The organism is Rhodopirellula sp. J20-39 (assembly GCF_057365095.1).
Genome location: NZ_CP195123.1, coordinates 39,617 through 55,471, shown reverse-complemented (window position 1 = coordinate 55,471; position 15,855 = coordinate 39,617). Strand labels below are relative to the sequence as shown.

Annotated in this window: 10 protein-coding genes; 8 read left to right on the top strand and 2 right to left on the bottom strand. The window is 56.5% G+C overall.

The annotated features are described in order from the left end of the window. Positions 1-19 precede the first annotated feature (19 nt). From ACR3ZL_RS00160 to ACR3ZL_RS00125, 8 genes are all read left to right on the top strand, one after another. A complete protein-coding gene (locus tag ACR3ZL_RS00160) occupies positions 20-2,326 on the top strand; it encodes an efflux RND transporter periplasmic adaptor subunit (protein ID WP_486173128.1) in 2,307 nt (768 codons plus the stop codon). After that, a complete protein-coding gene (locus ACR3ZL_RS00155) occupies positions 2,323-3,312 on the top strand; it encodes an HlyD family secretion protein (RefSeq protein WP_473649898.1) in 990 nt (329 codons plus the stop codon). Before ACR3ZL_RS00160 ends, ACR3ZL_RS00155 begins: the two co-directional genes overlap by 4 nt. Further along, positions 3,309-5,513 (top strand): efflux RND transporter periplasmic adaptor subunit, encoded by a 2,205-nt coding sequence (locus tag ACR3ZL_RS00150; RefSeq protein WP_473649899.1) that lies wholly within the window; start codon positions 3,309-3,311, stop codon positions 5,511-5,513. Before ACR3ZL_RS00155 ends, ACR3ZL_RS00150 begins: the two co-directional genes overlap by 4 nt. A gap of 3 nt (positions 5,514-5,516) precedes the next feature. Continuing rightward, positions 5,517-6,221 carry a peptide chain release factor family protein gene (locus ACR3ZL_RS00145; RefSeq protein ID WP_473649900.1) on the top strand — a complete coding sequence of 235 codons (705 nt, stop codon included), beginning with the start codon at positions 5,517-5,519 and terminating at the stop codon, positions 6,219-6,221. A gap of 177 nt (positions 6,222-6,398) precedes the next feature. Next, a complete protein-coding gene (serS, locus tag ACR3ZL_RS00140; RefSeq protein WP_473649901.1) occupies positions 6,399-7,682 on the top strand; it encodes a serine--tRNA ligase in 1,284 nt (427 codons plus the stop codon). 84 nt (positions 7,683-7,766) lie between these two features. Continuing rightward, positions 7,767-10,601, top strand: coding sequence for an alanine--tRNA ligase (gene alaS, locus ACR3ZL_RS00135; protein ID WP_473649902.1), 2,835 nt, complete (start codon positions 7,767-7,769; stop codon positions 10,599-10,601). A gap of 151 nt (positions 10,602-10,752) precedes the next feature. Then, entirely contained in the window at positions 10,753-12,081 is a 1,329-nt protein-coding gene (locus ACR3ZL_RS00130) for a M14 family metallopeptidase (RefSeq protein ID WP_473649903.1), read from the top strand. 106 nt (positions 12,082-12,187) lie between these two features. Next, entirely contained in the window at positions 12,188-13,642 is a 1,455-nt protein-coding gene (locus ACR3ZL_RS00125) for an SLC13 family permease (protein WP_473649904.1), read from the top strand. 61 nt (positions 13,643-13,703) lie between these two features. Here ACR3ZL_RS00125 and ACR3ZL_RS00120 read toward each other — a convergent pair whose 3' ends face one another. Both ACR3ZL_RS00120 and ACR3ZL_RS00115 read right to left on the bottom strand, forming a co-directional pair. Beyond that, positions 13,704-14,711 carry an alpha/beta hydrolase family protein gene (locus ACR3ZL_RS00120; protein ID WP_473649905.1) on the bottom strand — a complete coding sequence of 336 codons (1,008 nt, stop codon included), beginning with the start codon at positions 14,709-14,711 and terminating at the stop codon, positions 13,704-13,706. A 130-nt stretch (positions 14,712-14,841) separates the two neighbouring features. Continuing rightward, entirely contained in the window at positions 14,842-15,624 is a 783-nt protein-coding gene (locus tag ACR3ZL_RS00115; RefSeq protein ID WP_473649906.1) for a DUF1449 domain-containing protein, read from the bottom strand. Between the last annotated feature and the right edge of the window lie 231 nt (positions 15,625-15,855).

The window sequence follows — 15,855 nt, the reverse complement described above, 5'->3', positions numbered from 1 at the left end:
CTTGTGGATTGGTTGAGGCGTGACAGCGGCTCCGACCAGCGAACCGTTTCTCTTTTCACCGGGCGCTGATGCCGGCGGGGCTACCGGTACGCAATCGCCCAGAGTCGAGGCCGCACATCGGAATGCATCCGGTGGAGCCGCACCCGCCGAAGCGTTGGTCAATCAAGCTCGCCAAGAAATCGCACAGATTGTTCGGGAAGTCGCGTCGGCCCAACGGAGTGCTGGCGGGCGAGACCGGTATCTGCGATTCTTGGCGGACCGAGTCATGCGGGCGATGGCAGCCCATGGTGTAGTGATCTGGCGTTCGTCGGAGGACCGGCATCGGTTTGGATCGATCGGCCGGAACCAAGCCGATCGGCGATATCGCGACACGCATTTCTATCCCGAACATCGGCTTGGCACGGTCACGGATCAGCCTTTCGATGAAACCGCAGCGGCGGTTCATGATTGTTTGCTTGTCGAGATAGCAGCCCAACTTGAGCCGGTTGTGGTTCCACCGACGCCGGGTGCTTCGGAGCGTGAAGTGCCGGCAAACCCAACGACTCATCCCGCCGCGATCGTGCCAGTCCAGGTGGATCCGAACGCGGCGATTCCCAGTTGTTTGATTGAGGTGTTCCTTGAACCGGGCGGGAGTCCGAACAGCCAACGGGGCGCACTGCGTTTCTTGGCACAGATGGGCGATCTAGCCGGTGAGTTTTTGCGAGCGGATCAACTTCGTTCGCTGACACGCCGTTTGGATTCGATGGACGATTGCATTCGAGCTGTCGATCGAATGCAGTCATTGGCAACCACCAAGGAAGTTGAGAACGCTTGGGTTGATACTGCGGCATCGATCTTGGATGTGCCACGGGTCGCGTTGTGCCGCGTCGATCGAGGACGCCCAAAGATTGTGGCGGTCAGTCATGTGGACCGGATTGATCATCACAGCGGTGCTGCGGAGCAGATTCGAACTGCGGCTGAGTTAGCGATTCCCACACAAGGTTCCGTCGCCTTTGCGGCATTGGCCGACGACGGCAGTGTTTTGATCGGAAGTTCACCAAGCAATGCACCGGATTCGGGAGATTCGCCGGGGAATGAATCTTCGCCGCAACTGGAACGGCGTGCCGGTGGTGATCGACGCAAGACTGCCGAAGTTAGTGACAAGGACGAGACCAAACCGGTTCAACCGTGTGGTGTGGCGTCGCTTTGTGAAGCGTCACGCTGGCGGATGGTGTTGTTGGACCGTGTGTCCTCGACGGGAATGGAGCTCAAACCGGAAAAGGCTGCTTTGTTAGAGCGGTTGTTGATCGGTGCAGAGCAAGCTTGGATGGCGGCCTACCGTGTCGAGGCGATTCCGGGCGGTCGATGGTGGACACGTTTGACGACCGTCCCACAGTCCACGAATTTGCGTCCAGGCACGAACGAAAATCAACAGGATGCAGCGACCGTTCGTCAGTACGAGATGGGCGTGTCCGTTTTTCGTCGCCGGATGGTGCTAGCGGCGGCGATCGCTTTGACGACCGGGTTGTTGATGTGGGTGCCTATTCCGTTGACCGTACCGGCTACGGGAGTCATTCGACCACTCGATATTGACGGGTATCATTCCGGTTTCGATGCGACGGTGCAGTCCATCGAAGTCGAGCATGGCCAACGGGTCCAGGCGGGCGATATCTTAGCAAAGCTGCATTCGCGAACTTTGACTGAGCAGCAAACCACCTTGCTTGGTCGTCGTTCGGTGCTGGTGGAACGGCGGGGGCAGTTGAATCGAGATTTGATGTCGGCTTCGGATTCAGGGAAGTTGGCTGGCATGTCCAGCGGCGATGAAGTGAACGAAGAAATCGCCTCGATTGACCAGCAGCTTGCTATCATCGCGGAAGGATTAGAACAACTCGTCTTGCGTGCCCGATGCGATGGTCGGGTGGATGCATGGCGTGTTCGGGAGCGTTTGGCACACCGGCCTTTGCGGCGTGGGGATACGGTCTTAAATGTGATCGCGGATCAAACCGCGTGGGTGGTGGACGCGACCGTGGCGCAGCCTCGCGTACGACACATCGATCTTGCGATGCAGGCCGGGACGCTGCAGGCGGACATTGCAACGCGTTGGTCTCCGGACCAGGTTCAATCGGCGGTCACCGGCCAATTTGGACCCGTGGTGACGGATCCGGTTGATGGTACGCGAGGTGTGATCTTCCGAATGCCGTTAGATGAATCGCCGGAGCTGGGAGATCAGCCGTTGGCCGAAACGCCGGCTAGGGTTGCGATTCGGTGCGGGCGAACTTCGATTGGTCAATTCCTTTTTGAAGATGTACTGACTTGGGTTCGAACTCGAGCTGGGATGTACCTATGAAAATGCGATTGCTTTGCGCCTTAGCGACAACGTTGTGGTTCGGTTGGTTTGCCAATGATGCGTCGGCTGCGGATCAATTGGTTGCCGTCGAAGATGTTGTCGTGGACTTTGCCGCAACGGTAGACGTCCCGGCGCGACAAAGTGGTCCTGTGTCGGTGCTGTCGGTTCGTCAGAACCAGTGGATTCAAGCTGGGGAAGTCGTTGCGAGTTTGGACAATAGTGCGCTCGAGATTCGTCGGCGGGCCGCTTCACTGAAGTTGGAGGCGGCGCGGTTAGTATTAAGCGACGACGTGGAAGCACGTTATGCTGAAACAGCACTCGCCGAAGCCGAGGCCGAATTGGAAGATGGGCTGAAGGCAAGCGAACGAATGAGCGGTGCAGTCGCGCGCAACCAGGTTCGGCGAATGCGGTTGGCCGTTGAGCGTGCGGAGTTGGAATTGGCACGAGTGGATAAACAACGCCGCCAGGCGGAAATTGATCTTCAGCTTCGCGCCGTCGATGTGGCCAGTCTGGACAGTGAACTGCAGCGTTTGCAATGTGTGAGTCCGACCGACGGAGTGGTCTTGAACATCCATCGCGAATTGGGTGAATGGATTCATGAGGGTGAACCGCTTGTCACCATCGCGGACACCTCGGTGTTGCACTTGCATGCTTTGGTGGACGCCAATGCGTTGGATCCCGCTCGCTGTGTTGGCTTGCCGGTTTCGGTTTTATGGGACAAGGCGTCTGTCACGGGCGAAGCAAAAACGACTCATTCCCTACGTGGAAAAGTGCTCTCGGTCGATCCAACTCGGTTGCCCGGGAATCGATTCCGCTTGCACGCGGAAGTGACTAATCGACGTAATTCGCCAGTCGGAAATACCGGACTCGCCGATGCCGATGGCTGGCAATTGGTGCCGGGGATGGATGTCACGATGAACATCCATTGTTCCGATGCGGAATTGGCGTGGCGAGAACAGCGGGTTCGATCGGGTTCGTTGCGATGACTCGCGAATCAGCATCTGCTGCTATGCCGCTGCGGAATGATTTGCATGTCATGCCGCTGGCGGGAAGTCGCGATTGTGTGGTGGTGGATGACATCAGCGGTCGGTTTTCGCGAACCAAACGAGCGATTTGGGAGCAACTGCGGTTAGCGGATCTACCAACGTCCAGCTCCAGTTCATCAGCCGGGTTGTGGCAGCAAGCGACCTCGGCGGGATGGACTCGGACGCGAAGTTCCAGCAAACAAACGGGTGCTTGGTCGCCGTTGTCTATCAAGGTTCCAATCGCGTCGATTGATCCGATCGCGAAACGGTTGGTTGGTTACAGCGACTTCGTTTTCTCACCGAAGGCGATTGTGTTGTGGTCGGTTGCCGCCGTGGTTGGCGTGTTGATGGTGTTGATGCGTTGGGAACGTTGGTCCGGTAGCGTGCCGAGTCTGACGAACTACATCACATCGATGCACCCGTTCAGCGCAGCGGCGGTGTTTGTGTTGACCAAAACGGTTCATGAACTCGGGCACGCTGTCGCTTGTCGCAGGCTTGGTTCGCGACCTGGCGTGGCAGGGATATGGTTCCTATGCTTCATGCCGTGTCCGTTTGTGGACGTGACAGAAGTGTGGCGGCAAGCCAGTGCGATGCGCCGGGCCGCTGTGATGGCGGCGGGGATGATTGCCGAAGGCGTCGTTTGCGTGATCGCGATCTGGGTTTGGGTATTGGCGGAATCGGCCGGTGTGCGACTGGCGGCGATGAACGTGATCCTGATCTGCGGGGTCAGCACGGTGTTGTTTAACGCCAATCCCCTGATGCGATACGACGGATATTTTATCCTGAGTGATTTGATCGACAGCAGCAATTTGCGAGTGGAAGCCAGTCGAGAGTGGATGCGTTGCTTGAGCCTTCCGGTGCGGTCGTGGTTTCGGATGGGCCGAAGACCGACGTTTTTGGTTGGCTACCAGGCCGCCGCGGCGGTGTATCGAATCTTTATCTTTGTTGCGATCACGACGATGATTTTGGCCGTCGCTGATCGTTTTGGCTGCTGGCGAATCGCTGCGATTGCGGTGGTGTCGTTGGCCCTGATGACGGCATCGCGGAAGGTGCGGTCTCTATCGGCGGTTTGGTTGGGAAGTGGCAAGTGGTCGGTGGTGCCGAAATGGCGTCGCCGAGGACTGGCGTTTGGGTCGGTCGCGATGTTGTTGATGATTTTGTTGGTGCCCTTTCCGCGGTATCGACACGTGATTGGCCGATTGGAAGCGCAGGATGTTAAAGCGGTTTATCTGCCGGGCGATGGGATCGTCGAGTCGGTTGAGGTGCGAGTGGGTGATCATGTATTGCAGGATCAGCGGCTCGCGACTTTGAATGATCCGGAACTCGACATTCGACTTGTCAGCGTGAGTGGTCAGGCGAAGGTGTTGAACCATCGTTCGCGTGCAGCTCGATTGGCTACGCTTTCCACCGGAAGTGATGTCGCATCGGGCCGACCGCGGCCTGAGTCTCAGTGGGATGTTTTGGAGGCAGCGTCGCTGGCGGTGTCAGTCGACCGAGACGAACTCCTTCGACGCAAAGAACGATTGCGAGTGGAGTCGCCGGTAGACGGTTGGGTGTTGCCTGGCATGGTTCACGCGTCAGGCGGGAACGCAGGCGGTGAGCGTGAATCGCAGGCCGGATCTACTGCGAACGCAGGCTCCTATGGGCAGGCGGGTGATTCGGCGACGATCGATCCGTTGGAATTGACGCCGGGACCAGGACAACTAGCGAGTGACCGTGCGGCCTGGTGCCGGATTGCAACGAGCGAACGGTTGCAGGTGACTTTCCCGTTGGACGCTGATGACCACGACAAGGTCCTGGTGGGTTCAGCGGTGCGGATCTTGATTCCAGGGCAACTGGTTGGGCGGCCGGATGGATTCCAACTCGAAACGGATCGATCAGTTGGCGGTAGCGGTGATAGCAGTAACGGCACGGTTGGGCAGTCTATTGTTCAGCAGTCCATCGTTCGGGCTGTTTCACCGCTCCGGTCGGATTCGGCGACGGACGGACCGGTGGCTGAGCATCGATATCAAGCGATCGCCGATTTATCGACCGACGAACTCGTTACGATGGGCCATCTGGTTCGCTGGGACGGTGCCGAATGCCAAGTCGTGGTGCATCTGGCGAAACAGGCTTTGTGGGAAGATCTGGTCGAGATGACTCGTGATGTAATCGGGCGGTAGGCGATGGACAATGCAGCTCAGTTGCCTGATTTCGATCAGCGTTTGGATCTGATGCGCGTGGATGCTCCTCATCCGGCCGTGATTCCGGTTGATGATTTGTTGCCGCTTTGCGAGTTCCGGACCCAGTCACGCAGCGGTCCGGGAGGCCAGCATCGCAATCGGACCGCGTCGGGTGTGTTCATCACCTATCGACCTGCCGAAATCACCGCCGAGGCGACTGAGCAGCGAAACCAGCACCGAAACCGGTCCGTTGCGGTGCAGCGGTTGCGTTTCGTTTTGGCCGTTTCCCTTCGCACTGCATCGCCGCTGGAGGTGACTGATCAAGAGGAGGCGGCCGATCCGGACGGGCAGAAAACACTGACTCGACTAAAAACACCCGGCGGACAACCAAAGCGGGGCGGGCAACCAAACCAGAACGGCCCCGCCGGCGTGACTGGTGCCGCTGAAAAGCCGCATGCACTGGAGATCGCGGTCCGGCGAGAATTTCATAAATCGTCAATGAAGTTGGCGGACACCAACGAACGTAAGCCAGGATTGCTGGCGATGTTGTTGAACGACTTGCACGTTGCCGGTGGGCAGCCGAGTTTGGTGGCTCCGCTATGGGAGGTTTCGACTAGCCGAATTGTCACCTGTTTGAGGTCGCACGGCCCGGCGTGGGCGTTGGTCAACCGAATCCGCAGCCATCACGGGCGGTTGCCGCTACGGTGAAAAGCGGGTTTCGGAGTCATTGTTGGTCGCCAGGAGCGGTCGGAATTGGGGAATTGCTGGATTTGAGGCGGGCGAAGCGAAGTCTGGACTGCGAAAATGGACTCAATTTCGCTAAGTTGTGCCGACTTAGAACTGTCCTTGTATCTTTCCTAACCCTCGCACCTGACCCTCTGGCCGATGCTCGATCGAAAATTCATTCTGCAAAACGCGGATTTAGTTGCTAAAAACTCGGCTCGTCGCGGCGTCGACGTGGACGTGGCTGCTATCTGCACGCTCGAAGCGGAGCGGCTCGAAGCGTTGCAGCAGTCCCAGGAATTCAATCGCCTGGCCAACGAAGTCAGCAAGCAGATTCCCAAGGCGGCCGACAACGACGCACGCCAGGCCTTGATCGCCGAAGGCCGCGAGCTGCGTGCAAAGAAAGACGCCGCTGCGACTCAGCAAGACGAGCTGGAAGCGAAGATTCTGGCGCTGCAAGCTGTGTTGCCGAACCTCACCCACGAGGCGGTTCCCGATGGCGGCGAAGAGGATGCCAACGAACTCGGTTTCGGTAAGACGCCCAAGCCGAAAATGGATTTCAAGGTCTTGGACCATTTGGAGTTGGGTGAAAAGCACGACATGTTCGACTTCGAAGGCGGTGCTCGCGTGGCCGGTTCGGGGTTCTACTTCTTGCGGAATGCTGCCGTTCGTTTGGACTTGGCTTTGCAACAATTCGCGATCAGCTTCCTTAGCGATCGTGGTTTCACTCCGGTCGCAACGCCCGATGTGGCGTTGACCAGCGTATTGCAAGGAACGGGGTTCAACCCACGTGGTCCTGAAACCCAGATCTACAGCATCGAGAACACTGAACTGAACCTCGTCGCGACCGCCGAGATCACTTTGGGTGGGATGCTAAGTGGTCAGGTGCTCGCTAGCGAAGAGTTGCCGCTGAAGTTGTGTGGTTTGAGCCATTGTTTCCGAACCGAAGCCGGTGCCGCCGGGCGAGCATCCCGCGGCTTGTATCGCGTTCACCAATTCACCAAAGTGGAAATGTTCGCCTTCGCGTTGCCGGAACAAAGTGACGCGTTGCATGAAGAGATGCGGGGTCTGGAGTGCGAATTGTTCGACGCCTTGGAAGTGCCTTACCGAGTGGTGGATACCGCCGCGGGCGACTTGGGCGGACCGGCCTATCGCAAGTACGACCTGGAAGCCTGGATGCCCGGTCGCGGCGAATCTGGCGAGTGGGGCGAGGTGACCAGTACCAGTAACTGCACCGACTACCAGGCTCGTCGATTGGATGTGCGATACAAGACGCCAGGCCAAAAGGGAACCCAGTACGCTCACACTTTGAACGGTACCGCAGTAGCCACCGGACGCGCGATGATCGCTGTGCTGGAAAACCATCAGCGTGCCGACGGCAGCATCAATGTGCCGAAAATTTTGCGACCTTGGGTTGGCAAAGACGTGCTCGAACCCATTGCATGATCGCGACTTTTATCAAACCCGTACTATCAACCAATGCGCTGTCAAAGCAATTTGCTAACAGCTAATCGCTAAAAGCCTCCCGCTATGAAAACTGACGAACTACGCGAAAAGTATCTCGACTTCTTTGTTTCCAAAGGTTGCACTCGTCAACCCAGTGACGTGTTGGTGCCTGCATGGGATCCATCGGTTCTGTTCACGCCCGCTGGAATGAACCAGTTCAAGGACCACTTCCTGGGCAAGGTCAAGCTGGATTACACCCGCGCGACAACCTGCCAGAAATGCTTGCGGACTGGCGACATCGACAATGTCGGACGCACGGCGTTTCACCACACGTTCTTTGAAATGCTGGGTAACTTCTCCTTCGGCGATTACTTCAAAGAAGAAGCGATCCATTGGGCGTGGGAATTCTTGACGGACAAGAAGTGGCTAGGCATACCAGGCGAGCGACTGACCGTTACGGTTTACAAAGATGACGATGAAGCGTTTGGGATTTGGAACGGAAAGATCGGGCTGCCTACATCGCGAATCACGCGGATGGACGAAGACGAAAACTTTTGGCCTGCATCGGCACCAAGCGAAGGCCCGGACGGAGTATGTGGCCCATGCAGCGAGATTTACTACCAGCTCGAAGACGGTAGCGACGTTGAAATTTGGAACTTGGTGTTCACCCAGTTCAACCGAATCGGCACGCCGCCGGATAACTTGCACCCACTTCCCAGCAAGAACATCGATACGGGCATGGGACTCGAACGGACGGCCAGTGTCTTGCAGGGTGTGCCGACGAACTTCCACATCGATAGTTTGTTGCCGATCGTGCATGCTGCCGCCGATGTCGTCGGTGTGAAGTATGAATACGAAAGTGATAACGGCCGTCGATTACGCCGGATCACCGACCATGCACGGGCAAGTGTGTTTGCGATTCATGAAAATGTTTATCCGGGACCGAAGGACGCGCGTTCGGTGATTCGTCGTTTGATCCGCCGAGCGGTTTTGGACGGTTACCAAATGAATTTGCGCGAGCCGTTCCTGTTCAAAATGGTGGAAGCGGTGGCGGATGCGTCCAAGGCTGCGTACCCGGAACTGGGCCAAACCGCACAGCGTGTTGGGGAAGCGATCGAAGCGGAAGAGAAGGCGTTTTTCTCAACGATTGACGGCGGCATGAAACGCATTCATCGCCTGTTTGAAGAGATGCAGGATGAGTCGTCCGAAATGGTTCCCGGTGCGGAAGCAGCCGACTTGCTGACCACCTACGGCGTGCCGCCAGAATTGGTGCAAACGCTAGCCGCCGAACAGAACTTCACGTTCGATTGGGATGGTTTCAAGGACGCGATGGATAAACACGCCGACGAAAGTGACGGCGGTCAACGTGTTTTGTTCCAGACCGGTCCGTTGGAAACGCTCAAGGAATCCCTTCGCGAGACGCCGTTTGTGGGCTATGACGCGATTGAAGCGACGGCAATTGTAAAGGGCATCATCACCGGTGATGGCCAAGACAAAGGTGATGAAGGACAACTTCTTAGTCACCTGGATCGACCGGGCGATGCCGTGTTGCGTTTGGTGCTAGACCATTCACCGTTTTACGGCGAGTCGGGCGGACAGGTTGGCGATACGGGCGTGATTGAAAACGAGCACTTCCGTTTTGAAGTCATCGATACGCAGCGTCACGCGTCACTGATTGTTCATCACGGACGATTGGTCAAAGGCCGAATCATCGAAGGTGAATCTTGCACGGCGAAAGTCGATGTCGAGAACCGCACCGCGTTGGCTCGCGCCCACTCGGCGACACATATCTTGCATCATGCGTTGCATACCCATGTCGGCCGGCATGCCGAGCAACAAGGCAGCAAAGTGGAAGCGGATCGGTTGCGGTTTGACTTCACCAACCCGAAAGCAATCGATGACGACACGCTGGTTAAGATCGAAAAAGATGTTTTGAAATTGGTCGAAGCGTCGGAAGAAATTCGGTGGGACACGGTGTCACTGGCTGACGCTCGTGAAGCTGGCGCGATGATGTTGTTTGGCGAGAAGTACCCGGATCCATGCCGCATGGTTTCGATGGGAACGTTCAGTCGCGAGCTTTGCGGTGGTACCCACCTAACGAATACCGCCGAAGTCGGATCTTTCGAAGTCGTTGTCGAAGAAAGCGTTTCGACGGGTACGCGGCGCATTGAGGCACTAACAGGTGACCGCGCTAAACAGCACCGTGATCAAACTAAAAACCTGCTGAGTGCGGTTGCTGAAAAGCTGGGTTGTGACCCTTCGGTGGCTGCTAGTGCGACGGATGCGTTGATCCAAGAAGTTCGGCGTTTGAAGAAGGAACTATCCGCTGGAAAGGCCGGGGAGTATGCGGCCGATTTCAAGTTGGATGCTTCCAAAGCGACCAAAATCGATGTGAAAAACTACAATGCTGTGCGAACCGCCGTGCGTGGTTTGACCCGACGGTTGAACGTTGCGATCGATGACGTATTAGGCCGGTTGGATGCTCTGTTGGCGGATCGTCGTTCGTTGGTTGAACAACTCAAAGAGGTCGGTGCGGGTGGCACGGTTTCGGTTGACGATTTGATCGCTGGCGGTTCGACCGTGGGCGACACCTTGTTGGTGGTCGCTGAAATGCCGGGCGCGAATCCGAACATGATGCGGGGCTGGATTGACCAAATTCGTAAGAAAACGAAGGGGCCTTCGGCAGTGCTTTTTGGTGCCGCAGTGGGCGATAAAGTCGTTTTGGTTGGTGGCCTGAGCCGCGAATTGGTCGATCGTGGGCTGAAAGCGGGCGAGTGGGTCGGTGCGACCGCTCGGGTCGTTGGCGGCGGGGGCGGTGGACGTCCTGACATGGCCCAAGCGGGCGGGAAGGATCCGGCTAAATTGCCTGAAGCGATTAAACAGGCGCAATCGACGATGGCTGACCAGTTGGCGACTTGAGTCTTTTTGCGGGAGCAGGGATATCTTTTGCTTTCGTCGCGTCAGGTCGGTTTGATATCGATTAAACCGCCAATCGCTTTTTGTATGAACTCCTAGGGCCACCGGCGCGGGTAGGGTTGAAAAACAACCTGGAACCCAAGCCGGAGGTCATATGAAGTTTGCCATCATCCACCGCTTTAAGCGGCACCTCGCTTCACGCTGCCACACTTCCTATCGCGTCACTCCACACCGCGACAATCTCAGTGTGGTCGCCTGTTTGACCGCGAGCGTTTTGGTCCTGTGTTGTTCCAACGCTCAAGCGTTTGATCCGAACTACGACAGCAGCCTCGACAAGTCCGCGATTCGTTTCGAATCCGAAGACAAGAGCGTGTGCATCCGTAGCGATTTTCCTGGCGGGCGCGTTAGCCAGTGCGTTCAAATGGGGCCTTCGAAGTTCGACTTGATCATTCGGCCTGAACACAAGCCGATCAACGACAGTGCGTGGTATGCGTTCCAGGTTCGCGCGACGAAAGCTTGCGATCTAACACTTCGGCTGTCCTATGAAGGCGGTACTCATCGCTACACGCCGCGGGTCAGCCGTGACGGAAAGAAGTGGTATCCGGCCGATCGGATTGTCCACAGTGTGCATCCGCTTAAGAAGCAGGTCGTGTTGAAGATTCGAGCCGACACCCAACCGCTGTGGATCTCGGCTAGGCAGTTGTTGACGAATCAAACCGTAGACGATTGGATCGATCAGATCTCGCGACATTCTTACGTCAGCGAAGACGTGATTGGTTACTCGGTGGAAGACCGGCCGATTCGGCGGCTGAAGATTGGTGCGAGCAACTCTCCAGCAACGATTTTTCTAATGGCTCGGCAGCATCCCACAGAAGTGTCCGGGATGCTGGGGCTGATGAGGTTTGTCGAGGCGGTCAGTGCAGACACGCCCCGAGCGAATCAGTTCCGCGAATTGTTCACCACGGTCGTGATTCCGACGGCCAATCCGGACGGTGTTGCTCGTGGGCACTGGCGGTGCAACGCGGCGGGCGTCGACTTGAATCGCGATTGGAAGCATTTCACCCAACCGGAAACGCGGGCTTTGAAACGCGAGCTATTGTCGCACCGTCGGGCCGGTTCGAGATCGCTGTACTTGTTCCTCGATTTTCACTCGACTTATGAAGACGTGTTCTACACGGCCGCAGATGTTGACGAGGCGTTCCCGCCCAATTTCACTTCCAACTGGCTCAATGCGGTGGACGATCGGTTTGCGTGGTACGATGTCAACCTCGACATGGATCACAATTCCAATCGGACCACCTCCAAAGCCTGGGTTCGAGAAACCTTAAATGTGGCTGCGGTGACGTACGAGTTTGGAGACACTACCAAGCCCAGCGAAATCGATACGCTCGCGTCCGGTGGTGCGGACGAGATGATGCGTCTGCTGTCAAAACGCCGCGTGGCGCATTTGCAAGAACAGCAGCTCGTCAACACTCATGACTGAAATGACTAGGGAACGCGTGGCTGTCCAAGCAAGCGGGTGACTGTCTAAGCATGATTGTGAAGTTGAAATTGCAAACGGTAGTCGCCTTCCTTTCAAGATTTTGCAGATGCCCCAGTTCCGAACCATCGCCACCGTCACCGGTGTGATCCTCGCCGTGGCGATGTTTCTGTTGTGCTCGCTCGGTTTTGGGCTTCCGCAAAACGAGTCCATGACTGCCGCGGTGATCACGCTTTGCGGCGTTTGGTGGTGCACCGAGGCAATCCCGATACCGGTCACTTCGCTGGTGCCGTTTATGGTGTTCCCATTTGCCGGTGTGCTGGACCATCAACAATTGGCGACGGCGTATGGCGATAAGTTCGTCTTGTTGTTTCTTGCGGGGTTCATGATCTCTCGGGCAGCGGAGCACTCAGGGACTCATTTACGAGTATCGCATGCGATGATGAGTTGGCTGGGGACGAGTTCGCAGCGACGCATTGTGTTGGGTTTTTTGCTCGCACCTGCTTTTTGCAGTATGTGGATCTCCAACACCGCAACGGCGCTGATCATGCTGCCCGTGGCGATCGCGGTACTGGCCGAACAGAAGGACCCTAAGCTCACCGTTCCGCTGTTGTTGGCGGTCGCTTACGGTAGCAGCATTGGTGGGATGTCAACCATCATCGGGACACCGCCCAATGGGGTGTTCGTTTCCATCTACGAACAGCAAACATCGCACACCGTTGACTTCTTTTCGTGGATGAAGATTGGTGGGCCCGTTTCATTGTTGATGCTATTGGCCGCCGGGATCTTGCTCACGCGTGGGCTCGGCAAAGCGGGCAACTTCGAGCTCCAAGAGCTGGGGGATTGGACGAGCAGTCAACGCCGCGTCTTCGGGATCATCACAATCACGGCCCTGTTGTGGATGACCCGCAACGCGCCGCTGGGCGGATGGTCGGATTGGTTGAACATGCCGATGGCTCATGACGCCACGGTCGGTTTGGCTGCGGTGATCGTGCTGTTTTTGGTTCCCAGTGGTGAAAAATTTTCCGGGGGCGAGAAGTCTTTAAGTGCCGAGAACGCTTTCAGTACCGAGCCGGCTGTGCCACGCCGGTCCGGACGATTGCTGGATTGGGAAACCGCCAAAGACATTCCCTGGGGAGTGTTGGTGTTGTTTGGTGGTGGGATCGCGATCGCGAAAGCATCGGAGGTGTCGGGTTTATCACAGAGCATTGGGAACCAGCTCACCTTGCTTGAGGGATTTCATCCTCTGATCTTGATCGCTGTGATCTGCTTTACCGTCACGTTTCTTACCGAAGTGACTTCAAACGTTGCAACGACGACGCTCTTAATGCCAATCTTGGGGGCGGCTGCGGAAGGCGGCGGCTTTGATCCGGCCTTCTTCATGGTGCCTGCTGCCCTGTCGGCAAGTTGTGCTTTCATGTTGCCGGTCGCTACACCACCCAACGCGATTATCTTTGGATCCGAACAGGTCACGATTCGCGACATGGTCCGAGCCGGCTTTTGGCTGAACATGATCGGTGCAGTCGTGATCACCACGGTTTGCTATTTCTGGGCGGGATTTTGATAGACGATTCCGGGGTCTGCATGCGAACATTCGTTGAAGATCGTTAAGTGAACCACGGTTGCTATTTGAATTCCCAGGTGTCTTTGGGCTGCAAAGTCCCATCGCTACTGGGTTGGTTTGATTGCAGCCACTGCTTTGCTTTGGCGTCGTTGTTGAGATACGCCTTCCAGAATTCGGTGCTGACCTTTTCGATGGTCGGATGATGGGCGGGATTGGTTTTGCCTCTCATGCGTCCGCCTTCGTCACCAAACGCGTTGTGGGTGCCGCCGTCTAAGACGAGCTGGAACTTGTCACCCGCCGGCATGACGCGGTAGACCGATTGTCGATCGTCGGGTGTCAGTTTTGAGTTCAGTGCACTGGCGTCTTGGGTGCCGGTCATGCACAAAAACGGATTTTCAAGCGAGCCGAAAGCCTTTTCCAGGCTGACGTTTTGCGCTGGTTGGGGACTCATGGCCAGAAACGCTTTGAGTCGAGGTTCGGCGAACGATCGCCCGAGCGGATATTGCCGTCCGGCAACCGACAGTGTGGTAGCGGCACCGAAGCTATGCCCGCTCATCCCTATGTGATCGAGGTCCAGTTTTTGGTGTAGAGGGTGGTTGCCGTCATGGTTCCACTTTTCGAGTTGGTCGATGATGAAGGACACATCCGCGATCCGAGCCATGCTGTTTTGAAGATTGGCGGCTTTCTTAAGTCCACTTAATTTCTGACCCATACGAAGCGTGCGAATGACCTCGCGGTCGCTGCCAGCGTGTTGCATGAAAACACAGTGGAAACCAGCTTCGGACCAATGTTTGCCTAGGTACGCTTTGGTTTCACGCGAACCACCCAGCCCATGCGAAACCAGGACGACCGGTTGAGGCTGGCTGCCTCGGGCAAGGTAGACCCGAATCGGGACGACCCGGTCTCGTGCCGGATCGCTTGGCTCGAAGTCCAATGGCGCCGGTGCGGTCGGCTGGTCCGCCACGCATGAACGTGTGTTAAAGCAGGTGGCGAATACGGCGAAGGCCACGACACTGGTAACCAGAGTGCCGGTAAACCGGACATTGGCGAATAGGTTTTTGTTTTTCATGATCCGCTATTCGCAGGTGTGTTTGGTTTATTGGCAATCGAATACCAAAAAAAGCGACTTTCTTTGGCCACACCAATAACTGCGGGCGGCGGATGTCTCGCCGCCACAACGCGGCGAGTCGATGATACGGCTATTGTCCTTCCAGTGGCACTGCCGTTTCAGCAACGGCGTTGACCAGATAGGTCTTGGTGCCAGCGTCGTACTGCAGAATGCGAACGGTGGTGCCTTTCGGGATTGTTTCACCTCCAGTACGAATGTCGATCAAAAGTGGGGCTGCGTTGGTGGCGTAACGAGCACGACCGAATTGCTCATTCACTTCGCTGGTTTCCACAATCGCATGGCCACCCAGCAGTGTTTGGGTGTGGTACTGGACCGGTGGGACCAGTAATCGGTGTAGCGGAGTGGTAACAAAACGAGTGCATACGACGGCGATGACCGCGTTGCGAATCGTCAACGCGATGCTGTGCATCCAATTGGGAGAGTAGCGATCAACGTCGTATTCGAACCACAGTACGTAACTGATCACCCAGAACAGCAAGCTAAATGTCGCTAGCCAGATCATCAGTGGCACCCGGTCAAGGTTCACCGCTTTCAAAGTCGCTGCAGCGATGCCGCCGAACATGTCCGCATCGGCATTGTGTCCCCCGGCATCTACCGACGTATCGGCATCTAAACTTGGGTCGACGTCGATTCCGGGATCAAGGTCGACATCGGGTGCGAGGTCCAGTCCAGGGTCGAGGTCGACATCAGGACTGTCGACACCTAAATCGATGCTGAAGAACCCCAGCAACGATATCAGTACGAATGCCCAAACGAATAGAGCCAACATCGTCGCCGGCCACATCGGACCCACGAAAAGATGTTCGACGAAGCGATCGGACCAATGTGTTTGTGCGTGAAAAATGAAGGACAACGAATCGTCTCCCAAAAAAGGTTTTGAGTGAACGCTTCCGCAATCATCCACCATCGACAGTCGAGCGAAGGTAAGTGATGTTTTGACGTTCTACCCGGAGTATAACCCTTGGCCGAAAAGCCCGTTGCAGGGGTGCTCTGATCATGCTGGATGGTTGGAAAACCTGGGCCCGGGCGAGAAGCATGGGCGTGGTCAGGAAACCCTGTCTCTACCTTGAAACACAGTCTCTAC

Bases quoted from the DNA above. Each gene is read 5' to 3' on its own strand.
- ACR3ZL_RS00155 (WP_473649898.1), top strand. From the start codon at position 2,323: ATGAAAATGCGATTGCTTTGCGCCTTAGCGACAACGTTGTGGTTCGGT.
- ACR3ZL_RS00145 (WP_473649900.1), top strand. From the start codon at position 5,517: ATGGACAATGCAGCTCAGTTGCCTGATTTCGATCAGCGTTTGGATCTG.
- ACR3ZL_RS00120 (WP_473649905.1), bottom strand. From the start codon at position 14,711: ATGAAAAACAAAAACCTATTCGCCAATGTCCGGTTTACCGGCACTCTG.
- ACR3ZL_RS00150 (WP_473649899.1), top strand. From the start codon at position 3,309: ATGACTCGCGAATCAGCATCTGCTGCTATGCCGCTGCGGAATGATTTG.
- alaS (WP_473649902.1), top strand. From the start codon at position 7,767: ATGAAAACTGACGAACTACGCGAAAAGTATCTCGACTTCTTTGTTTCC.
- ACR3ZL_RS00125 (WP_473649904.1), top strand. From the start codon at position 12,188: ATGCCCCAGTTCCGAACCATCGCCACCGTCACCGGTGTGATCCTCGCC.
- serS (WP_473649901.1), top strand. From the start codon at position 6,399: ATGCTCGATCGAAAATTCATTCTGCAAAACGCGGATTTAGTTGCTAAA.
- ACR3ZL_RS00130 (WP_473649903.1), top strand. From the start codon at position 10,753: ATGAAGTTTGCCATCATCCACCGCTTTAAGCGGCACCTCGCTTCACGC.